The organism is Exiguobacterium sp. 9-2 (assembly GCF_036287235.1).
In the GTDB taxonomy this organism is placed as follows: domain Bacteria; phylum Bacillota; class Bacilli; order Exiguobacteriales; family Exiguobacteriaceae; genus Exiguobacterium_A.
Map to the genome: position 1 here is coordinate 2,811,701 of NZ_CP142850.1, position 20,800 is coordinate 2,832,500.

The 20,800-nt window shown below is 48.4% G+C and carries 23 protein-coding genes, 3 tRNA genes and 2 rRNA genes (1 of these 28 only partly in view); 8 read left to right on the plus strand and 20 right to left on the minus strand.

Features of this window, described 5'->3' with window-relative positions; all coding sequences use genetic code 11:
* Positions 1-38 precede the first annotated feature (38 nt).
* Both VJ374_RS14640 and VJ374_RS14645 read left to right on the plus strand, forming a co-directional pair.
* Positions 39-1,040, plus strand: a complete 1,002-nt coding sequence (locus VJ374_RS14640; RefSeq protein WP_035410802.1) for a FecCD family ABC transporter permease — start codon at positions 39-41, stop codon at positions 1,038-1,040.
* A complete protein-coding gene (locus VJ374_RS14645) occupies positions 1,040-2,044 on the plus strand; it encodes a FecCD family ABC transporter permease (RefSeq protein ID WP_197026239.1) in 1,005 nt (334 codons plus the stop codon). The genes VJ374_RS14640 and VJ374_RS14645 overlap by 1 nt, the downstream gene beginning before the upstream one ends.
* 53 nt (positions 2,045-2,097) lie before the next feature.
* On the opposite strand, the gene VJ374_RS14650 is transcribed toward VJ374_RS14645, so the two are convergent.
* The 9 genes from VJ374_RS14650 to VJ374_RS14690 all read right to left on the minus strand — a co-directional run bounded on the left by VJ374_RS14650 (position 2,098) and on the right by VJ374_RS14690 (position 9,706).
* Complete coding sequence (locus VJ374_RS14650) at positions 2,098-2,565, minus strand: hypothetical protein (RefSeq protein ID WP_035410806.1); 468 nt, start codon at positions 2,563-2,565, stop codon at positions 2,098-2,100.
* Positions 2,532-3,041 (minus strand): hypothetical protein, encoded by a 510-nt coding sequence (locus VJ374_RS14655; RefSeq protein WP_052019116.1) that lies wholly within the window; start codon positions 3,039-3,041, stop codon positions 2,532-2,534. The genes VJ374_RS14650 and VJ374_RS14655 overlap by 34 nt, the downstream gene beginning before the upstream one ends.
* A gap of 13 nt (positions 3,042-3,054) precedes the next feature.
* Positions 3,055-3,507: a hypothetical protein gene (locus VJ374_RS14660; RefSeq protein ID WP_329469404.1), complete on the minus strand. Its 453-nt coding sequence runs from the start codon at positions 3,505-3,507 to the stop codon at positions 3,055-3,057.
* Positions 3,508-3,627: 120 nt separating this feature from the next.
* The gene (locus VJ374_RS14665) at positions 3,628-3,786 is read right to left on the minus strand and encodes a hypothetical protein (protein ID WP_034801002.1); all 159 of its coding nucleotides are present in this window, start codon (positions 3,784-3,786) and stop codon (positions 3,628-3,630) included.
* 127 nt (positions 3,787-3,913) lie between these two features.
* Entirely contained in the window at positions 3,914-7,660 is a 3,747-nt protein-coding gene (locus VJ374_RS14670; protein ID WP_329469407.1) for a S8 family serine peptidase, read from the minus strand.
* Between the two features lie 222 nt (positions 7,661-7,882).
* Positions 7,883-7,958 (minus strand) — tRNA-Ala (locus VJ374_RS14675).
* A 104-nt stretch (positions 7,959-8,062) separates the two neighbouring features.
* Positions 8,063-8,842 carry a twin-arginine translocase subunit TatC gene (tatC, locus tag VJ374_RS14680; RefSeq protein WP_329469409.1) on the minus strand — a complete coding sequence of 260 codons (780 nt, stop codon included), beginning with the start codon at positions 8,840-8,842 and terminating at the stop codon, positions 8,063-8,065.
* A gap of 7 nt (positions 8,843-8,849) precedes the next feature.
* Positions 8,850-9,047, minus strand: coding sequence for a twin-arginine translocase TatA/TatE family subunit (locus tag VJ374_RS14685; RefSeq protein ID WP_029342825.1), 198 nt, complete (start codon positions 9,045-9,047; stop codon positions 8,850-8,852).
* Positions 9,047-9,706, minus strand: coding sequence for a redox-sensing transcriptional repressor Rex (locus VJ374_RS14690; RefSeq protein ID WP_023469604.1), 660 nt, complete (start codon positions 9,704-9,706; stop codon positions 9,047-9,049). Before VJ374_RS14690 ends, VJ374_RS14685 begins: the two co-directional genes overlap by 1 nt.
* A gap of 167 nt (positions 9,707-9,873) precedes the next feature.
* Between VJ374_RS14690 and VJ374_RS14695 the strand changes: the two genes are divergently transcribed.
* Together VJ374_RS14695 and VJ374_RS14700 are read left to right on the plus strand one after the other, a co-directional pair.
* Positions 9,874-11,775 (plus strand): ATP-binding cassette domain-containing protein, encoded by a 1,902-nt coding sequence (locus VJ374_RS14695; protein ID WP_035410903.1) that lies wholly within the window; start codon positions 9,874-9,876, stop codon positions 11,773-11,775.
* A complete protein-coding gene (locus tag VJ374_RS14700) occupies positions 11,757-12,197 on the plus strand; it encodes a hypothetical protein (protein WP_308102086.1) in 441 nt (146 codons plus the stop codon). Before VJ374_RS14695 ends, VJ374_RS14700 begins: the two co-directional genes overlap by 19 nt.
* Before the next feature lie 130 nt (positions 12,198-12,327).
* Here VJ374_RS14700 and VJ374_RS14705 read toward each other — a convergent pair whose 3' ends face one another.
* Both VJ374_RS14705 and VJ374_RS14710 read right to left on the minus strand, forming a co-directional pair.
* Positions 12,328-12,921, minus strand: a complete 594-nt coding sequence (locus VJ374_RS14705; protein ID WP_329469415.1) for a flavin reductase family protein — start codon at positions 12,919-12,921, stop codon at positions 12,328-12,330.
* A gap of 19 nt (positions 12,922-12,940) precedes the next feature.
* A complete protein-coding gene (locus VJ374_RS14710; RefSeq protein ID WP_035410825.1) occupies positions 12,941-13,339 on the minus strand; it encodes a DoxX family protein in 399 nt (132 codons plus the stop codon).
* Positions 13,340-13,522: 183 nt separating this feature from the next.
* On the opposite strand from VJ374_RS14710, the gene VJ374_RS14715 reads away from it, so the two are divergent.
* From VJ374_RS14715 to VJ374_RS14725, 3 genes are all read left to right on the plus strand, one after another.
* Entirely contained in the window at positions 13,523-13,843 is a 321-nt protein-coding gene (locus VJ374_RS14715) for a winged helix-turn-helix transcriptional regulator (protein WP_023469609.1), read from the plus strand.
* Between the two features lie 106 nt (positions 13,844-13,949).
* The gene (locus VJ374_RS14720) at positions 13,950-14,405 is read left to right on the plus strand and encodes a flavodoxin (RefSeq protein WP_035410828.1); all 456 of its coding nucleotides are present in this window, start codon (positions 13,950-13,952) and stop codon (positions 14,403-14,405) included.
* A gap of 57 nt (positions 14,406-14,462) precedes the next feature.
* On the plus strand, positions 14,463-15,134 hold the full coding sequence (locus VJ374_RS14725; RefSeq protein ID WP_155960190.1) for a haloacid dehalogenase type II: 672 nt from the start codon (positions 14,463-14,465) through the stop codon (positions 15,132-15,134).
* Between the two features lie 46 nt (positions 15,135-15,180).
* Here VJ374_RS14725 and VJ374_RS14730 read toward each other — a convergent pair whose 3' ends face one another.
* From VJ374_RS14730 to VJ374_RS14760, 7 genes are all read right to left on the minus strand, one after another.
* Complete coding sequence (locus VJ374_RS14730) at positions 15,181-15,750, minus strand: hypothetical protein (RefSeq protein WP_035410835.1); 570 nt, start codon at positions 15,748-15,750, stop codon at positions 15,181-15,183.
* 28 nt (positions 15,751-15,778) lie between these two features.
* A complete protein-coding gene (gene tsaD, locus VJ374_RS14735; RefSeq protein ID WP_035410838.1) occupies positions 15,779-16,786 on the minus strand; it encodes a tRNA (adenosine(37)-N6)-threonylcarbamoyltransferase complex transferase subunit TsaD in 1,008 nt (335 codons plus the stop codon).
* Complete coding sequence (gene rimI, locus VJ374_RS14740; RefSeq protein ID WP_035410841.1) at positions 16,783-17,217, minus strand: ribosomal protein S18-alanine N-acetyltransferase; 435 nt, start codon at positions 17,215-17,217, stop codon at positions 16,783-16,785. The genes tsaD and rimI overlap by 4 nt, the downstream gene beginning before the upstream one ends.
* 13 nt (positions 17,218-17,230) lie before the next feature.
* Positions 17,231-17,884, minus strand: coding sequence for a tRNA (adenosine(37)-N6)-threonylcarbamoyltransferase complex dimerization subunit type 1 TsaB (gene tsaB / locus VJ374_RS14745; RefSeq protein WP_290753153.1), 654 nt, complete (start codon positions 17,882-17,884; stop codon positions 17,231-17,233).
* Complete coding sequence (gene tsaE / locus VJ374_RS14750; RefSeq protein WP_035410846.1) at positions 17,881-18,330, minus strand: tRNA (adenosine(37)-N6)-threonylcarbamoyltransferase complex ATPase subunit type 1 TsaE; 450 nt, start codon at positions 18,328-18,330, stop codon at positions 17,881-17,883. Before tsaE ends, tsaB begins: the two co-directional genes overlap by 4 nt.
* 119 nt (positions 18,331-18,449) lie before the next feature.
* Positions 18,450-18,526: transfer RNA gene (locus tag VJ374_RS14755), tRNA-Met, on the minus strand.
* 34 nt (positions 18,527-18,560) lie between these two features.
* Positions 18,561-18,637 (minus strand) — tRNA-Met (locus VJ374_RS14760).
* Between the two features lie 129 nt (positions 18,638-18,766).
* Between VJ374_RS14760 and VJ374_RS14765 the strand changes: the two genes are divergently transcribed.
* On the plus strand, positions 18,767-19,237 hold the full coding sequence (locus VJ374_RS14765; RefSeq protein WP_214852004.1) for an NUDIX hydrolase: 471 nt from the start codon (positions 18,767-18,769) through the stop codon (positions 19,235-19,237).
* Between the two features lie 118 nt (positions 19,238-19,355).
* Here the strand turns inward: VJ374_RS14765 and rrf are convergent.
* Positions 19,356-19,471, minus strand: a 5S ribosomal RNA gene (gene rrf, locus VJ374_RS14770).
* A gap of 46 nt (positions 19,472-19,517) precedes the next feature.
* A 23S ribosomal RNA gene (locus tag VJ374_RS14775) occupies positions 19,518-20,800 on the minus strand; it runs 1,633 nt beyond the window's last position.

Here is a 20,800-nt window from a genome sequence, read left to right on the forward strand (position 1 = left end):
GCGGCTCACTCCCTGAATCAGAAATGGAGGCGACATTCATGTCAGCTGGTCGAATTCCGTTCGGCATAAAAATCACACTCGGTCTTGTCCTCTTTTTCGGGATGTTCTGGATCGCGATGACGTTCGGCGCTGCCGATACGACGATCCGCGAAGTCTGGAACGCCTTGACGTTCGGACCGTTGAATGAAAAAGCAAAAATTGTCCAGGAAATCCGCCTGCCACGGGAATTAGCAGCAATCCTCGTCGGAGCGGCACTCGGTGTCTCTGGTGCCATCATGCAGGCGATGACACGCAATCCCCTCGCCGATCCTGGTCTGCTCGGTCTGACGGCGGGTGCGAACGCAGCACTTGCACTCGTCATCGTCCTGTTCCCGAAAATTGAGTACTTCGGTATCATGATTGCTTGTTTCTTCGGAGCAGCACTTGGGGCAGCACTTGTCTTTGGAATCGGTGCTTCGAAAAAAGGTGGTTTTTCGCCACTCCGGATCGTCCTTGCCGGTTCTGCAATCTCAGCCTTTCTGTATGCGATTGCGGAAGGCATCGGCATCTACTTCAAGATCGCTCAAGATGTCTCACAATGGACGTCCGGTGGACTCGTCGGGTCGACATGGGGACAACTGCAAGTCATCACTCCGGTCATCGCGATCGGGATTGTGATTGCCTTCATCTTCTCCCGACAATTGACGATTCTCAGTCTATCGGAAGAAGTCGCGCTCGGACTCGGGCAGAACATCCAGCGGATCAAAGCAGTACTTTATGTTGTCGTCATTCTGCTTGCAGGTGCTGCTGTTGCACTCGTCGGTAACATGGCGTTCATCGGGCTGATGATTCCACATATCGTCCGCGCGATCGTCGGGACGGACTATCGGTTCATCCTGCCAATGACCGCGATCTTTGGTGCGACGTTCATGTTACTTGCCGATACGATCGGTCGGACATTGTATGCTCCCTACGAGACTCCGGTCATCGCGATCGTCTCAATGCTCGGACTACCATTCTTCCTCTTGATCGTTCGGAAAGGAGGGCGTGCTTTCTCATGATGGAATCTCGTTTACGTCGTCGCCAGCAACTGACGTTTTGGACGTTACTGGCACTATTGATCGCAACACTCGTCGTCAGCATCGGTCTCGGACCTGCTTCCCTATCCTATGATCGTTTGTTGCCGACGTTACTTGGAAACGGCTCGTTCAAAGAGGAGTTCGTCCTCTATTCGCTCCGCTTACCACGACTGCTCATCACCGTCATGGCAGGAATGGCACTCGCTTTATCCGGTTCGATCCTCCAAGGGATCACGCGCAATGAACTCGCTGATCCTGGTATCATCGGCATCAATACCGGAGCTGGTGTCGCCGTCGCCTTGTTTTTCCTGTACTTCCCGGTCGATGTCGGATCATTCATTTATCTGTTACCGATCGCTGCCTTTCTCGGTGCACTCGTGACCGCGATGGCGATTTATCTATTCTCATATGATCGTGTGCAAGGACTGCAACCGATTCGCTTGATTTTGACTGGTGTTGGCTTCTCGATGGCGCTTTCCGGAATCATGGTCATTCTGATTTCGTCGACGCGTCGTGAAAAGGTCGACTTCATCGCTAAGTGGCTCGCTGGTAACATCTGGGGGACGGACTGGATCTTCGTCTACTCACTGTTACCGTGGTTACTCGTCTTGATTCCGCTGACGTTCTATAAGGCGAATAAACTCAATCTCCTTGCCTTGAATGAACCGGTCGCAATCGGTGTCGGCGTCGCGCTTGAAAAAGAACGGATCCAACTCTTGTTGACAGCCGTCGCACTTGCCGCTGCTGCCGTCTCCGTCACGGGTGGGATTTCCTTCATCGGTCTGATGGCGCCACATATCGCCCGCGCGCTCGTTGGACCACGGCATCAGTTCTTCTTGCCGATTGCCCTCTTGCTCGGCGGATGGTTGCTTGCGTTCGCTGATACGATCGGACGCAACATTGCGGGACCGGACGGCGTGCCAGCTGGAATCGTCGTCGCCTTGATCGGAGCACCTTATTTTATCTATCTCTTGTTGAAGAAATAATCAAAAATCCGCATCAAACAGCGTCTTTCGCTGATTGATGCGGATTTTTTGCTTTACCGTTTCCACCACGCACGTTCGATTTCCCCCATCGAGACGTAGGCTGGATCGATTTGTTTGGCTAACCGATTCATTCGAGTGACACCAAGACTAAACCCACCAATCCAAAAGAGGAAGACGACAAATAAATAACCAGGAGCACTTGGAATCGACAGCATGACGACGGCGATCAGCCATGCAACGACATACCCGATGATTGTCAGACGAGCGACCTTTTGAACGGTTTGTTGATACATAGTTGGTGTTAAATATGACTTCATGAGCCGTAGACGGACAATTTCTCGAGAGACTGCTGTCGCGCAAAGACAAAAGAGCATGATCTGAAGAAAGACGGATGTAATTGTCGGCATAAACCAAGCAGGTAACGCAAAAATCAATCCAGGGACCAAAAAGAAATAGGCGACGGAACGCACAGGACGTACTAATAGGTTCAGACGTGCTTGTCGCTCGAATAGGTGTTCCATTGCGATGTTCCTTTCTGTCTGACGAAGCGGGCAACTTCAACGTCACTGATATAATCTGGATCACGCTTTCCGTCACGTCGGATGATCCATTCGCTGATGAAGTAGAGCGGTGTTAAGATCGCAAATATCGCAACAAACATCTGCCAGAATGGTCTATCGATCGTCTGAATGATGACGACCGTCAAGACGGCGTACAACAGAACATGACTACCGATACGGAGTAGAAATTGCCGGCGAACTTGTGCGTTTGAGAGATAGTCTTCTAAAATTTCTCGTTTTTTTAGTTGATAACGAAAATCGGAGGCGAGAAAAATGGCTGGAATCGCCAAAATCAGCATCGGGAGATCCTTCCATTCAATCAAGATACCGACTGTTATGAACAGAAACATGTTCCAATACCAGCGTGTGCCGAGCCATTCAACGTCCCGGTACGCGAGGGCAAGTTTTTGTAGACGTTCTTCTCGATCCGTTTGCATGACATCGTCTCCTTTAGCAAGCTTGATGAATTTCTTTTTCCGTCACATACGTTGGATCAATCTTTCGTGAGATGTTCTCTAGCGTTTTTCGGCAGATCCAGTAAAACGGAATGACGACGATGATCAGACCGATTAAGAAAGACATGTTCGGGCGATCAGCTGCCCAGACAATCAGGGCGGCAAGCGCTCCGTATTGTAAGATGCCGATCAAGACATGCACCTGATAGAGACGTCTTGCTGATGCCTCTGATGAATATTTCGCGACAAGCGCGAACCGCTTGCGTTGTACGAGCATGTCATAGCCAAAATACAATAATGGGACGATCATCGCATAAACCGGCTTCTCAAGTGTGTTACTGAGTGCTAAAAATGCTGCAAGCATGACCCATATGCCGGTCTTTGTCTTTTGGTGCATCTCTTCGTATAACGTCGCTAATGCTTCCGTTTGTGTATGTACGTGTTCCATGATCTCCCACCTCTCTATACTGTCATATACTTACATTTTACTGTATCGGTTTCACCTGTAGTGCGATTTTTCAAAAAAAAGATGTCCTGTCGCTTCGGACAAGACATCTTTCATTAGAGACTATGCACTGACCTGAATGATGAGGTAGATGACACTATAGGCAACGATCGCGAGCGGTATTAACGCGACACCGATCAGCCAGCCATTTTTGTCACGGATACCGAGATATAAGACGAGACACCCTACGATGAAGGCGATTAATGTCGTAAACGGATTCATGGTTGTTCCCCCTCTAATTGTTTCTGCTCTTAAATTTCCCGCTCCACTCGTCTCATAAACCCTTCAAGGCGCTTCGACACACAACGAAAAGCCAGACGGATTTCCGCCTGGCTTGTTCATTGTTAACTTATTTTTTCGTGATGACGACTGTTTTTGTAACGACGTGTCCACCAAGATCCTTCAGTTTCAAGTTGTACGTGTTTTTTCCTTTTTTGAGCGTCACTTTTTTCGTGATCGTCTTTTTGAAGGCTTTCATGACGTACGGTTCTTTGAACGTCCGGCGGTATTCCGCGCTACCATTGAAGTCGAAGCGTAATTCGCTGTAGTTATCGCGAAGTACGATCTTCATCTCAGCTGTTTTTGTTTTACTTGAGACGGTTTTTGGTGCTGTGACGCGAATCGTTGGTAATTCTGTGTCGATGATGACTTGACGGTTGAACGCCACACGATTTCCTTTTCCATCGTATGCTTCGACCTTGAATGACTTGACGCCATCTGTCGTGTACGTCACGTCATGGCTGAACGCATAGTTTTGTTGGGCTGCATCGAAACGCAGTTTAACAGTTTTTCCGTTGATCTTGAACGATTTGATACCTGACTCATCAGAGACATGACCCGCGATATTGATGACTTTTGATGTTGCAAGACCAAGAGCGACCGGTGTATCGATTTGAACATTTGGTACGGCTTTATCAACGCCTGTCGTGTTGACGTCTTTTTTCACACTGTTTCCAGCATAGTCTTTGACGACGAAGGCAATCTTCGCGCGCTCCGGCAGATCCGTCAACGTGTACGCTTTTTCTGTTGCGGCAAGTGGTTGCTTTAAGACACTCTTGCCATTGACGAGGATATCGTATGACGCAACTCCTGTTCCTTGGTCGCCTGCTGTCCATGAAAGTGTTGATTTCGCAGCATCCCATTTCACAGTAGCTGCTGGTTTTTTCGTATCGACATAGACTGGGAAGAGATTCGTCTGCCATTTTGCGTTCGGATAATCGATCACCGATTTGACTTTGTAGTAGTAAAGACCATCTTTGACCGGTTTCCCGTTGATCGTTCCGTCCCAAGCAGCGCTTGTGACTGGTGTGTAGCCGTCCTCTGAACCGCTGTCGTAGTAGTTCTTGACGACGTCCGTTTGCATATCAAGCTTCTGAAGTGTTGTTTTATTCCGGTCAAGAATCGAATACTCGACTTTTTTCGCATTGCGAAGGAATGAGATGATCGGGAAAGCTTCATCTGCGCTACCGTCGTTGTTCGGTGAGAACGAGACTTTGTTCGCGACAACTTTTCCAGCGGCATTCGTACCAAGGAATTCGAAATCATCCTTCACTTCAGTCGCTAGACCTGTCAATCCATAGAACGTGTTGTTTTTATCGTACAATGGTGCATCTAAAATCGGAGCTTGATCCCATTTTCCTTTGAACCCAACATAAGGAACTGTCAGTTCTGGATTTTTGCTCTTCGTATCGATCAGACGGACGAATCCTTCGACGAAGTAGCCGTTTTTAAAGACTTGTTCAAGCGGAAGCTCGTTCGCCCAGTCAGTTGTGTTCTTCAAATCGACTGACACGCTGACTTTCGTTGAGCTCTTCGGATTAATCGAGACTGAACTCGCTTTCTTCGAGCCGACTGCAAATGAGATCGGGTATGTGCCTGTGTTGGCATCTACCGTACCGATCGTTCCTTTTTTGAAGATTCCATTTGCTTCAAGGAAGTTCGATCCTTTTGCACCGAGATCTGATTGAACCGTTCCCGCTAGCTTATACGTCACTTTTTCATTGCTGTAGTTTTTTAAATCAAGCGTGAATGTGAACTTCTCGCCGACTTCCTTCAAGGATGCCTTGCCTTCACCTGACTTTGTCTCTGTGATGACGACTGGTGTCTTCATCGCAGCACGAAGATCCATCAGTCCAGCTCCCTCACGACGTGGGGAGTAGAAGTTGCCTGTTTTCAATTGTGCGTTGTATTTTCCTTGATCGAGTTGCGGACGCGATGTATTCATCAAGATGTTTTTGGCGAGTTTAACGCGTGTTGCACCAGTGACTTTGAAGTCCTTCGCAATCCGTTGCATGACGAGTGCTGTTCCTCCAGCGACGTGTGGTGCTGCCATCGATGTACCGCTCATGACGCCATACTCGTTATCATTAAGCGTCGAATAGATTTTCCCACCTGGTGCCGTGATTTCCGGCTTGAAGTCAAGGCTTGGCGTGACACCCCATGACGTGAAGTCAGACATTTGTCCTGCGACCGGGTTATCGGTTGAGACCGCTTTTCCGTCAAATGTCACTGCGATTGCCTTGCCTTCTTTTGCTTTTGCTTCGAGATCATTCCCGTCCGCGATGCTAAGCGTCACGAGTGGAATCGTCGGATTGTTGAGCGCCATGCTGACGTAATCCCCATGATCGATTTTACCACGGACGATGACACCTGCTGCGCCTTGCTTCTCAGCTTCTGCTTGAATCATGCTGTAGTTAAAATCACCTGTTCGCACGACGAAGACGAGTTTCCCTTTGACGTCTTTACCTTCATAGTTCGAAGCTTGACCGTCACCGACATACACGACATCCTTCTTCTCTTTATCGAAGACGGCAATCGGATTCGGCGAATCTTGTTTTTGGTATGCCAAATAACCGGCATCCTGACCGTCGATCGTCAGCGCCATGCCTTCAAGCGTCAATTTCGTATTTTCGAGTGACGCGACTTGGAGCGCCTGGCTCGTCAATCCTGGTGCACCAACGACACCGATATCCGGGTTTGCTGTATATGGATTACCCGCACCATGACCTGCAAACGCCGAGTTACCAGCAGAGATCGCACACAAGATACCGTTGTTCATCGCGTTGACGATCGCGCGTTGCTCCGGATCATCTGCGTTGACGAACGATGCCGTCGAACCCAGGCTCATGTTGATGACGTCCGCTCCAAGTGCGATGGCATCATCGATTGCTTTGATGTAGATATCACTAAATGTCGATGGCATCCCTGGATCGTTACCGAAGACCTTCATCGCAAGGAGCTGTGTTTCTGGAGCGACCCCTTTAATGCCGCCGTTCGCTTCATCCCCGTTTGCTCCGACCGTACCTGCGACGTGCATCCCGTGCATCGATGCCCCCGCACCTAAGTCACGGATTTCGCTGTCGTGATCGGCATAGTTATAGCCGTACGGTACTTTTTCCGTGAAGTACTTTCCTTTTAAGCCTTTTGTTTCTTTCGCACTCTCGACCTTCGAAGAGGTTAAATCCACCTTTGTCTCTGGACTCAAGACCATGTCCTTGTGCGATGGATCAATCCCCGTATCGATGACCGCGACGACGGTTCCTTCCCCTTTGAAGCCATAGTCCTGCCACGTTTCCTTCGCATTGACCATGTCCTTGCTGTACAGCATGTCTGGCTTGGCACCTTTATCGACGGTTGGGCGCGCATATTCGTGCGCGATATGTACACTTTTGACTCCTTCGAGTTGTTTGATATCTTCGATGTCACCGAACTTCACTTCACCACTGAATCCGTTGATGACGGTTGTGAAGCTTTCTTTATATGTAACAGGAATCGCCTTTTTAGCGATAGCTGACTTGACTGATTTTTGGACGCTGACGAGTCGATCCTTGATCGATTCCTTTTCGGCATTACTCAATGTGCTATACCGCTTGTTTTGAGCTTGGGCGATTTGAATCGCCGGTTTTTGTTCCATCTCGATGACGACTCGGACTTTATCCGATTGTTTGTAGTTCTTTTCTTGCCCCGATTTCTTCAGTGAGAGCGCCTGCGGTTTTTGACCCGTCGCTTTGTCTTGCGAGGACAGTGCACCTTGCGCACTGACTAGATTGGAAGACGTCATTAAGACGGCTGCCATAAGTGCAATCTTCTTCTTCATGCGTTCGTTTCCCCTTTTCTGTAAAACCATAGTAGTAATACTAATAAAGCAGTTTAAAGAAAATTCTGTATTTTTAGTTTAATGAAGTTAATGGAAATAAACAATTTATATTTGTCTATTTTTTTAATTTATTTCTTTTTGGTGACATTTTATATTTGGAAGGAATTTAACTGGGAACATAAAAAAACTCCTCGAGCACTCGAGGAGTTGAACGTATGCACTTGGTGGAGACTATCGGGATCGAACCGACGACCTTTTGGCTGCCAGCCAAACGCTCTCCCAGCTGAGCTAAGCCCCCATGAATTATCTTTAGTATACGCATCGCTAACTGCTTTATCAATATAAACATAACGCTTTCATAAAAAAGAATTCCTCCCGAAATTGCTGGAAGGAATTCACGATTCATTTATTCAATTCACGCATCAAATCCGCCTGTCGTTCAAGCTCTGCCTGTTGCTCGAGGATCAAGACCTTTTTATACGTCCGCGCAGAAATCAAGATACTGATTTCATAGAGAACGAACAACGGCACTGAGATCATCAAGTGTGACGTCACGTCCGGCGGTGCGATCAATGCCGCAATGACGAACAGCGCGAAATACGCATATTTCCGATTCTTTCGCATGAAATATGGCGTCACAAGACCAAGACGTGTCAGGAACATCGTCACGACCGGCAATTGGAAGAGAAGACCAAACGGCATCGTCAACCGGATCAAGAAACTGAAGTAGTTTTCGACCCCGATGACTTGCTCGATCCCCAATTCTTTCCCGAGATTCGTTGAGACTTCGAGCAAGAAAGGAAGCAACCAGAAATACGAGAAGGCTACACCAGCCAAAAATAGAAAGAAGATGACTGGAATATATGTCAGTGTTGCTTTTTGTTCCTTTTCATAAAGCCCTGGTCGGACGAATGCCCACAGTTGATACATCCAGAACGGTGACGCTAAAATCAGCGCGATGATGAACGCAAGATTCAAATACAACATTAAAGGATCGGCGACGTTGAAGGCATTTAATCCGATACCGAGCTCTTTTAAGTCCGCTTGCAGAAAACGGACGAGCGGTCGGACGAGCGGAAATGCGACAGCGAACAGGACGACGACGATGAGGAGCGACCAGACAATCCGCTTACGCAGTTCGTCTAGGTGCGACGTCATGCTTTGTTCTTGATCAACCGTCATGATTCAATCACTTCTCTTTCGGTTCGTCCTTTTTATCGTCGTCCATGATGCCGTTCGTGGCATTCTTGAACTCTTTCAATGTTTGACCGGCAGCACGACCGAATTCCGGTAACTTCTTCGGTCCGAAGATGATCAACGCGACGACAGCAATTAATCCGATACTCGCAGGTCCGATACCTAACGTGAGCGGGATAAGGTTTTCCATTATGATTTCACTCCTTCAGCTGATTGCGAATAATGCTTCATGAAATAAACTAACGACTGCAACTCGATCGATAAATCGATGTGATGAACCCGAACGCTCGCTGGCACGTTCAACCGTGCAGGCGTGAAGTTCAGAATGCCTGTCACACCATACTCGACTAACTCATCCGCTACTGACTGTGCGAACTGGGATGGAACCGTCAAGATGGCGACATCGACCTGATTCGCTTCGATTTGTTCTTTCATGTCCGAAACATGATAGATTGGAACGTCATGCGTCGTTGTTCCGACCTTCTCTTCGTCCGCATCAAACGCAACGACTATCCGAGTACTATTATTCTTTAAAAAGTTATAATTTGCAAACGCTGTTCCGAGATGACCGACCCCGATCAAGGCAACATTCGTCACCTCATCTTGATTCAAGGTTTTCCGGAAAAACGTTAAGAGATGTTGAACGTTATATCCATACCCCTTCTTCCCTAGTGCCCCAAAGTAGGAAAAGTCGCGACGAATCGTTGCTGAATCAACCTTCACCGCCTCGCTTAACTCAGCAGAAGAGACGCGGAGCTTACCTGAATTGTATAAACTTTGGATGAAACGATAATATAGCGGCAACCGTTTTGCTGTCGCTTGTGGAATTTTTGTGTCTGGTCCATTCATCCTGCAGTTCCCCCTTCGGCCACATCCATCGTGGCACCCAAATCTTTGCAAAAAGCTTTCTACTCTCCTTGATTGTAAACCACTTCACATAGAGTCACAAATAATATATTCCGCAGGACCTCGCGCTTTTGTTCGTGATAGACTAAAGGGTGGAAGGATGGATGGAAATGATACTCTTACAAGTCAACCAACTCTCGAAATCATTCGGCGTCGAGCCGATTTTAGAAAATATCAAACTAGAAGTACAGGAGCGCGATCGGATTGCGCTCGTCGGACGAAACGGTGCCGGTAAATCGACCTTGCTCAAAATCATTGCTGGCGAACTCAGTCATGACTCGGGTGACATCATGAAAGGTAAAGATGTCAAAATCGGTTATCTCGCGCAGGACAGTGGTCTCGAATCGAACGAGACGATCTGGAACGAGATGCTGACCGTCTTTGAACATCTGCAAGAACAAGAACGAACACTGCGCCGGATGGAAATCGAAATGGGCATGGAGCATATCTTGAACGACCCGGTCGCGTACGATCGTCTCTTGAAGACGTATGATCAAGCGCAACACGACTTCTCAGAAGCCGGTGGTTATCAGTTCGAAGCGAATATCCGCTCCGTCCTGCACGGCATGCGCTTTTATCCGGATGATTACTCGCGCCGGATTCAGACATTGTCCGGGGGTCAACGGACACGGCTCGCCTTAGCGAAGATGCTCTTACAAGCACCAGAACTTCTCATTCTCGATGAGCCGACCAACCACCTTGACATCGATACGCTCGCTTGGCTTGAAAGCTACCTCGGTGGTTATCGTGGTGCCGTCCTGATCGTCTCGCACGACCGGTACTTCCTCGACCAAGTCGTCAATGTCGTCTATGAATTGTCGCGCAATGTCTGTCGTAAGTTCACGGGGAACTATACGAAGTACTTGGAACAAAAAGCAGCCTTATACGACCAGGAAATGAAGCAGTTCGAACAGCAGCAAGAAGAAATCGCAAAGATGCAGGACTTCATTCAACGAAACATCGCTCGGGCGACGACGACAAAGCGTGCTCAAAGCGTTCGAAAACGGCTCGAGAAGGTCGACCGGCTCGATCGACCAGATGGAGATGAACGCAGTACGGTCCTCTCCTTCCCAATCGAAAAACAGAGCGGGAATGACGTTCTTCAAGTCAATCAATTGGCAATCGGTTACGAAGAAGCTGTCTCAAAAGACATCACGTTCCGCTTGCAACGCGGCGAATCACTGGCACTCGTCGGACCGAACGGAATCGGGAAGTCGACGCTCTTAAAAGTCCTCGTCGGTCGTTTACGTCCTCTCTTCGGTGATTTCCGTTTCGGAACTGGCGTCTCGATCGGGTATTACGATCAAGAGCAAGCGGAACTCAATGACCGGAACCGTGTCATCGATGAGATTTGGAACGAATGGCCACTGATGCGCGAACAAGAAGTCCGTTCTGTGCTCGGACAATTCCTGTTCAGCGGCGACGATGTCTTCAAAATCGTTCATGAATTGTCTGGTGGCGAACGCGGACGTCTCGCGCTCGCAAAACTGAAACTCCGGAAGACTAACGTCCTCATCCTTGACGAGCCAACGAACCACTTGGATCTTGATTCGAAGATGGTCCTTGAGAACGCTCTCGTCGACTATGAAGGTACGCTACTCTTCGTCTCCCATGACCGCTACTTCATCGATCGGATCGCGACACGCGTCATCGAGATGAGTGAAGCTGGTGTGACAGAATACCTCGGCGATTATTCGTACTACACAGAGAAGAAGGCCGAACAAGAAGAAATCGCTCGCCTTGAAGCCGAAGAGGCAAAAGCGGCAAAAGTCACGGCATCGAAGACGATCGACAAAGAAGCACAGAAAGAAGAAAAAAAACGCCGTCAGCAAATCGAACAACTCGAACAAGATATTGAACGGCTCGAACAGCGTTCAGCGGAAATCGAACAGTTGCTTTGCGAACCGGAAGTCTTTAATGATATTCCAAAAGCGACAGCGTTATCTGCGGAACGGGACCAGATCGATGTCGATCTACTCGAATTGATGGAACGATGGGAGAACCAACACTGATGCGGACGAAAAGCTTTTTCATTAACTTGATTCAAGGACTGCTATCCGGCATCCTTTATTTCGTACCGATGTATGCGGACTACGTGTCGACCTTCATCCGGCCGGATGCTTTTAATGCCGCGCTTCCTTTGTTTCTCCTGATTTCTTGTATGATTGGTCTCGTCATCCAGACATGGAGCGGTCTTTTCGTCAGTTTACTCTCGGGATTATGCTGTACGCTCCTGACGACACAGCTATTCGTCGAACTCACTGACCCGTTGATCCTATCGTATTACGGTAGTGTCTCACCGCTCACCGCTTTCTTGATCAGCTGTGTCGGCATTTGGGCACTCGCAATCGTCTTTTATTTGCTCGATGGCTATCAGTACAGTAAACGTCATGGTCTTGAAGCCTCTTCAAACGAAATCGATTCGCAACCTTGAAGTCCGATCGATGAATCAGATGAACGACATGAGAAAAAGGAGTGGAGATTCCGGTAGCTAGACCGGTATCTCCACTCCTTTTGTTTGAATCAAAACGAATCGTACGATGAATCGAGCATTCACACTACTATCATTTTGTCGGTCGGGCAATCGTAAACGTCTTCCCGATCGTCGCATAATCATTCCCTGCTAAACGAGCGACAGCCTTCAATCCTGCTGCGTCAATCCGGAACGACTCGACGAGTTCATCCGCGAGGTGATAGCGCAGTACTTCCCCGATCAACAGATCGGCACCTTCTAGCTCGACGTGTTGCGTTAAGCGCATCTCGAACCGGATTTTCGCTTCCGCGATTCCGGGCACGTCGATTGCATCGCTATCGACGAGCGTTAAATCCGTCCGTTCGAGTTCACTTTCACCGTAAGCGAGTGGCGCAGCCGTCTCATTGACTGCGTCGACGATTTCTTCGCTGACGATATGGATGACATAGCTTTGTTTTGCTAGGATATTACGTGCCGTATCCTTTTGTCCCTGATCCGTCCGTTGTACGGCAATCACCAGTTGTGGCGGACTACTTGATGCGACCGTAAAGAAGGAAAAGGGGGCGGCGTTGACCGTCCCGTCTTCCCCTAGCGTCGTCACGAAGGCAATCGGACGCGGAATGATGCTTCCGATCAGTAATTTATAATTGTCTTTTGCGCTAAGCGTTGATGCCTCGAACTTCATGAATGACCCACCTTTTTCCTCACCCGATGAGTGCAGCGAGTGAATAGTCTCCAGCACCGATCATCGCCACTCCAAGGGCGATGACGATCAATGCCATGTTGTATTCGTACCCGTTCTGCGTCACCCAGTAACCATTCGCACCGTGTACTTTAACGATCGCGACAAGCATCGAACCGATGATGAGGATTGCAGCGATCCAGAGGAATACACCGCCTGCAAACAATAATCCACCGATTAATTCAGCAAGACCCGCTGTAATTGCGAGTGCTTTCCCTGGCTTCATGCCGATTGATTCGAACCAACCGCCTGTTCCAGCGATGCCGTGTCCACCAAACCAACCAAATAATTTTTGTGTACCGTGTGCAGCAAATGTTAAACCGATGATTAAACGAATGATTAAAAGTCCTGTATCCATCATTTCTCTCTTCTCCTTTTACCTAATGTTTTTAAGTTACTTTAAGTAACTCGATAAACAGACTATATCTTATCACTTACTAAAAGTAAATAGATTTGTTTTAGTTCTTTTTGTTACATTAAGTAAAATGATTCGATTTTTTTAGCAGAAGCGGGTATACTACAACTATAGAAAGGATGAGTGCTGATGGAAGAAGTCGCAATCCAACCGGCTCTTTGTCCCAAAGTCGAACATGCCTTTGAAATCTTAGGTAAGAAATGGACAGGTCTGATTTTACGTCACTTGTTGACGAAGACATGTCGTTTCAATGAGATTCAAGATGCCATCCCCGAATTATCAGGTCGTATGCTCACGGAACGTATGAAGGAGCTCGAAGCGGAAGGCATCGTCATCCGGACTGTCATTCCCGATCGTCCGATTAAGATTCAATACAGTTTGACCGACAAAGGGCGTCAACTCGAACCGGTCATTCGTTCCATTGAGGAATGGGCCGAACTACAAGACTAATGTATGAAAAAGCATCTTCTTCGGAAGGTGTTTTTTTATATGATCTTTTGACATTGATAATCATTATCAATTAAAGTAAGGAAGTACAGCGAAAGGAGGAACATGCATGCAGATTGCAATTGGATTCGTCAGCATGTCCGGTAATACGGAAGATATCGTCTCGATCATTCAACGTGAGCTCGAGCAACACGATGTCAACGTGACGATTACAGAACTGGATCAATTCGTCGGGGAGGATCTATCACGTTTTGATGGTCTATTACTCGGCTCATATACATGGGGAGACGGTGATTTACCGTATGAAGCAGAAGATTTCGTCGAGGAGCTACGGGAACAATTTTTAGACGGGATGCCGGCTGCTGCTTTTGGCTCGGGTGATCTTGATTATCCGAAGTACTGCGCAGCCGTTGATTTGATTGAAGACGCATTAAAAGAAGCTGGGGCGACCATCGTCACGGATGGCTTGAAGATTGAGTTTGATCCGAACACACCGGAGAAACAAGCCGCTTGTCGCGCGTTCGCACAGACGTTTCATCGCTTTTTGCAGCAGGTGCATTCATAAGTATCGTTTGAATCCGTCATGTAAGGGAATTCTTAAAACAGACTCTATGAAAGTGAGATGAATGTTTTTATGACGATTCAAGCACTCGTCTTTGACGTCTACGGTACATTATTCGATGTCCATTCCGTCAAAGAGCAAGCAGAGGAGCTGTATCCGGGACACGGAGAAGCGATCAGTAAACGCTGGCGAGAGAAACAACTGGAGTACTCCTTCTTGCGACAATTGAACGGACAATATGTGCCGTTCAGCCAAGTGACACAAGATGCCCTCCGTTATACGTTACTCGAACTGAAGCTCCATGTGACCGAGGAACAAATCACGACTTTAATGGAGACGTACCTGACACTTGATGTGTACCCAGAAGTTAGCTCTGTTCTCGAGACGATGGCGCATAAGCGTTTGGTCGTCTTCTCGAATGGTTCCCATGATATGCTCGATCCGTTGATCGAACAGTCAGGTTTAGCCGATCGGTTCGAACACCTCGTCAGTGTTGATGACATCAAACACTATAAACCAGCACCTGCTTCTTATATGCATGCGTTGAACACACTCGGTTTAAAACGCGAGGAGATCCTCTTCATGTCCTCAAACGGTTGGGACATCACCGGGGCAAAGAGTTTCGGCTTCAAAACGGCATGGATCAATCGAAACGGACTTCCGGTCGAAGAATTAAATCTTGATCCGGATCGCATCTATGATGACTTGACCGGTATCACTGAATGGCAATGAACGAACAACAGCGGACTCCTTTTTAGGAATCCGCTGTTTTAATGGATTAGTAATTGGAAAGACGTGAGTAGCCCTTCTTGAATAGATCGAGTTTCAGCCCGCCCTCTTTTTCGATGAAGAAGAGGTATTCGTTTTGATCCGTATCTTTATAAAAGACCTTAAATAACGTCACAGTCCGTTTTTTATTGTTTTCAACAGCTGTCACCTCGTGCTTCGAGATCACTTCTGCTTGGACTTGTTCCGCATCCATCTTTTGAATCATCGGTTCGAATGACTTCTTCTCTTGGTTCGTCACTGGTGTTCCGGGAGCAATCATGAAATAATCATCACTCGCCTTGTTCGTTAAACCGTACTTCCGATCGACGATGACGACGTTACTGAGTTTCCCATTGATTGTCTGATCAAAAGCGTACAACTTTTGAATCCGGGTTTTTTCCCCTTCTGCTCGTCCGATTTCGTAAAGTGGACGTTGTTTCGTGTTCGTCTCGACCGCTTTCTTATCAGGTACGAGTTCTTCCTTATAGGCGACTTGGTATGCGTTGACGATTTCTCGGACCTGAAGTCCGATCGCGACGATGACCAGTACCGCTAACAATGCGATGATGACTTTTTTCATTCCATTTCCCCCAAGTTGTTCGGATTCCTTACTTTAAATCTAGCCCAGGTTCTGCATTCATGGCAAGTGTCGAATAGCGTAACGCGCGATATGGATGAATCGCAGCCGCTCCGATCATCGCCGCATTGTCTCCACACAAGTGCATCGGCGGAATGACGAGATCGATTCCTTCCTTCGCACACGCTGCTTCGAGACCGTTACGTAATCCTTTGTTGGCGGCGACACCACCAGCAAGCAGCAGTTGGCGTCCCCCTTTATCCTTCACGGCACGGATCGCCTTCGTCACGAGGACTTCGACGACGCTCGCTTGGAAACTCGCAGCTAAATCTTCCGGGATGATCACTTCTCCCCGTTGCTCAGCGTTATGCACGGCATTGATGACCGCTGACTTTAAACCGCTGAAGCTAAAGTCATACGAGTCCTTCTCGAGCCAGACGCGTGGAAAATGGAACGTATCCTGACCGGTTTGTGCCAACTGATCGATTCGTGGACCACCTGGATACGGTAACTTCAATGTTCGAGCGACTTTATCATAGGCTTCCCCTGCTGCATCATCTCGTGTTTCACCGATGACTTCATATACACCGTCTTCTGGCATGTAAATCAGTTCCGTATGCCCACCTGATGCAATCAAACAGACGAGCGGGAATTCAAGCTCTTGTACGAGACGATTCGCGTAGATATGACCTGCGATATGATGAACACCGATCAAAGGCTTATTATGCGCAAAAGCAAGTGTCTTTGCCGCACTGACACCAACGAGTAATGCCCCGACCAGTCCGGGACCTTCCGTGACAGCGATCGCATCGATATCGTCGATCGTTACGTTTGCTTCCGTCAACGCATCATCGATGACGTATGTGATTCGTTCGACATGATGTCGTGATGCCACTTCAGGCACGACTCCACCGAATCGTTTATGACTTTCAATTTGAGACGAGACGACATTCGATAAGACGTTGGTTCCTCCACGAACGACGGCAGCCGCCGTTTCGTCGCAGCTCGATTCGATTGCTAGAATCAATGGTTGTGTCATAAGTCTTCTCCCTCCAGCTCCAGCCAATAGATGGCAGCATCTTCATTGTTGTCCTGATAATATCGTTTTCGGATACCAACATAGTGAAATCCGAGTTTTTCATATAAGGTTCGCGCCGGTGTGTTCGAGACACGTACTTCAAGTGTCATCGCTCGTAAATCGAGTGCACGACCGACCGCGATCAATGCCGTTAGCAAGTCTTCCCCAAGTCCTTGTCCGCGGTGCGACTGCTTGACGGCAATATTCGTAATATGTCCTTCATCCGCAATATGCCACAGACCAGCAAACCCGACGATACCATCTTGATCGGCAACGACATAATAGGCATTCGGATTTTGTGTCATTTCTGCTTCGAAGGCATCCAGTGTCCACGGTGTCGCAAACGATTCGAGTTCGACGGCGTGAACACCTGCAGCATCGTTTACGGTCATGCGACGAATCCCCTTACTCATGACGCTGTGCCTCGATCCATTTCGCTTCTGCTTCAGCCAGACGCAGGTAACGTGGCTCAAACGTATGCGCTTCGACTGTCTCGCGTGTTGCACCGAGTAAGGCGAGCACTCCGGCACGCGGCGTCCGAAACGCAGGAGCCGCCTTTTCAAATGGTTGAAGAAGTTCTTCAAATGTATCGACGTCTCCTGTGACGAGCGTATCTGGCGCTAACGTCTTCACAAAAGAGGCGATTTCGACATGTTGTTCTTCACCGATTCGTTGCCCAGCGTCGTATACTCCGACAAAACCTGATCCGCGTCGTGCATCTTGAATCGCTGCAACACGTCCCGTATGACCTGTCGAAGCCGCCATCAACTCAAGTGTCGAGACCGCAACCAGTTCGATACCGAGTGTATAGGCAAGTGTCTTCGCTGTTGTCGCACCAATCCGTAATCCCGTATAAGAACCAGGACCGTCAGCAACGACGACGCGTGTCAGTTGGGATGGTGTCCATTTTGCTTCCACCATCAAGCGCTCAAGCAACGGCATGAGTTTTGTCGCATGATTCAAAGACGTGACGTAAGAAGCTTCTGCTATGATCTGTTTTCCGTCTGAAAGAGCGACCGATAATTGTTTCGTCGATGTATCAATAGCTACGATTTTCATGATCTCAATCCCTCACATAATGTAATGTATCGTTCTCCGATCGGTGTCAGCTCAAAACGGCGGCTATCGTCACCCGTTCGTGTAATCGTGATTGCCAACCGTTCCGGTGGAAGGCTGTCCGCAATCAATTCAGACCACTCGACGACGGCGACGCCTTCACCATTCAAATATTCTTCAAGTCCGATATCATCACCGGAACCTTCCAGGCGATAAACATCCATATGATAGAGAGGGAGACGTCCCGTATAGACTTTCATGATCGTAAAGGTAGGGCTATTGACATGACGCGTCACACCTAATCCTTTCGCAAAGCTTTGAGTAAAGGTCGTTTTCCCAGCACCTAAATCTCCGTCAAGCGTAATGACCATTCCTGCTTCAGCACGTCGTCCGAGTTCAAGAGCTAAGGCAGTCGTTTCTTCCAAGCTGTTCATTTCCAGTTCTATCATACGATGTCTCCTCCTTTAATACGTACTGTTCGTCCTTCTCTATTGTACCGGACGAAAAAGGCAAAAAAAAATACGAAACGCTGAACGTTTCGTAGTAAAGTTGAAGTTAAGTTTAAAATTGGTTGCGGGGGCCGGATTTGAACCGACGACCTTTGGGTTATGAGCCCAACGAGCTACCAGACTGCTCCACCCCGCGACGATAAACGTTTCGGATTTGATTATTTAAAAATTGGTTGCGGGGGCCGGATTTGAACCGACGACCTTTGGGTTATGAGCCCAACGAGCTACCAGACTGCTCCACCCCGCGATGATATAACGTTTCGACAGATATTAATATAACATGTGTCTTTTAAATTGGCAAGTCTTTTTGCCTCATTTCTTTTTACTAACTGTCCTAATGAATATTCTTCTATACTGATACGAAAGGAGTGAACAGATGGGATATTTATTAGATTTACGAAAAATCGTAGGAAATCGACCGTTGATCAGCGTAGGCGCGACCGTACTCGTCATGAATTCACAATTTGAACTGCTATTTCAATATCGTTCGGATACGCACAGTTGGGGGCTCCCCGGTGGTTCAATGGAACCGGGTGAGACACTTGAAGAAGTCGCGATGCGTGAGTTGCAGGAAGAAACCGGACTTCAAGCACAAAGCGTTCAACTGCTAGACGTCTTTTCTGGTCCTGATTACTTCTTCCGTTATCCAAATGGTGACCAAACCTACAGTGTGATTCATCTCTTTCAAGCAAAAGACGTATCCGGTACATTACAAATGACAGATGGAGAGAGTCTCGACTTACAATATTTCTCCTTAAATCAATTACCAGCACCTCTTGAAGCGCGGGCTGCAGCGCTATTACGTCAAATCAAGTCTCGCCTTCTTGACACAACACCTTCTTTTTAATCTAGATGCTTGTCTTAAAACTGACTTGATGACGGATTGACGTTCACTTGTCAGTTTTTCTATTTCTTTCGGGACTACACACAAAAAGACCGACCTGCAATCTGCAGATCGGTCAAGTGCCTGGCAACGTCCTATCCTCACAGGGGGAAGCCCCCAACTACTTTCGGCGTTCAAGTGCTTAACTTCCGTGTTCGGCATGGGAACGGGTGTGACCACTTGGCTATCGTCACCAGACGACGGGCTCGCGCCCTCAAAACTGAAGTCATCAACAAGCATCTGCTAGAACAAGGCCTCGACCGATTAGTATCACTCAGCTCCACATGTCGCCATGCTTCCACCCGTGACCTATCTACCTCATCGTCTCTGAGGGGTCTTTCTTGATTACTCAAAGGGAAATCTCATCTTGGAGGGGGCTTCATGCTTAGATGCTTTCAGCATTTATCCCGTCCGCACGTAGCTACCCAGCGATGCTCCTGGCGGAACAACTGGTACACCAGCGGTGCGTCCATCCCGGTCCTCTCGTACTAAGGACAGCTCTCCTCAAATTTCCTGCGCCCACGACGGATAGGGACCGAACTGTCTCACGACGTTCTGAACCCAGCTCGCGTACCGCTTTAATGGGCGAACAGCCCAACCCTTGGGACCTACTCCAGCCCCAGGATGCGATGAGCCGACATCGAGGTGCCAAACCTCCCCGTCGATGTGGACTCTTGGGGGAGATCAGCCTGTTATCCCCAGGGTAGCTTTTATCCGTTGAGCGATGGCCCTTCCATGCGGAACCACCGGATCACTAAGCCCGACTTTCGTCCCTGCTCGACTTGTAGGTCTCGCAGTCAAGCTCCCTTCTGCCTTTGCGCTCTACGAATGATTTCCAACCATTCTGAGGGAACCTTTGGGCGCCTCCGTTACTGTTTAGGAGGCGACCGCCCCCAGTCAAACTACCCGCCTGACACGGTCCTCCAGCCGGATCACGGCTGCGAGTTAGAGACTCTATGCATGAAGGGCGGTATCCCAAGGGTGACTCCTCCGAAGCTGGCGCTCCGGGCTCGACGTCTCCCGCCTATCCTGTACATCATGCACAAAGCCTCAATATCAGGCTGTAGTAAAGCTCCATGGGGTCTTTCCGTCCTGTCGCGGGTAACCTGCATCTTCACAGGTACTATGATTTCACCGGGTCTCTCGTTGAGACAGTGCCCAAATCGTTACGCCTTTCGTGCGGGTCGGAACTTACCCGACAAGGAATTTCGCTACCTTAGGACCGTTATAGTTACGGCCGCCGTTTACTGGGGCTTCGGTTCAAAGCTTCGCTTGCGCTAACCCATCCCCTTAACCTTCCAGCACCGGGCAGGCGTCAGCCCCTATACGTCATCTTGCGATTTAGCAGAGACCTGTGTTTTTGCTAAACAGTCGTTTGGGCCTATTCACTGCGGCTCTACTCATGTAGAGCGTCCCTTCTCCCGAAGTTACGGGACCATTTTGCCGAGTTCCTTAACGAGAGTTATCCCGCGCGTCTTAGAATTCTCATCTCGCCTACCTGTGTCGGTTTACGGTACTGGCGCCTTC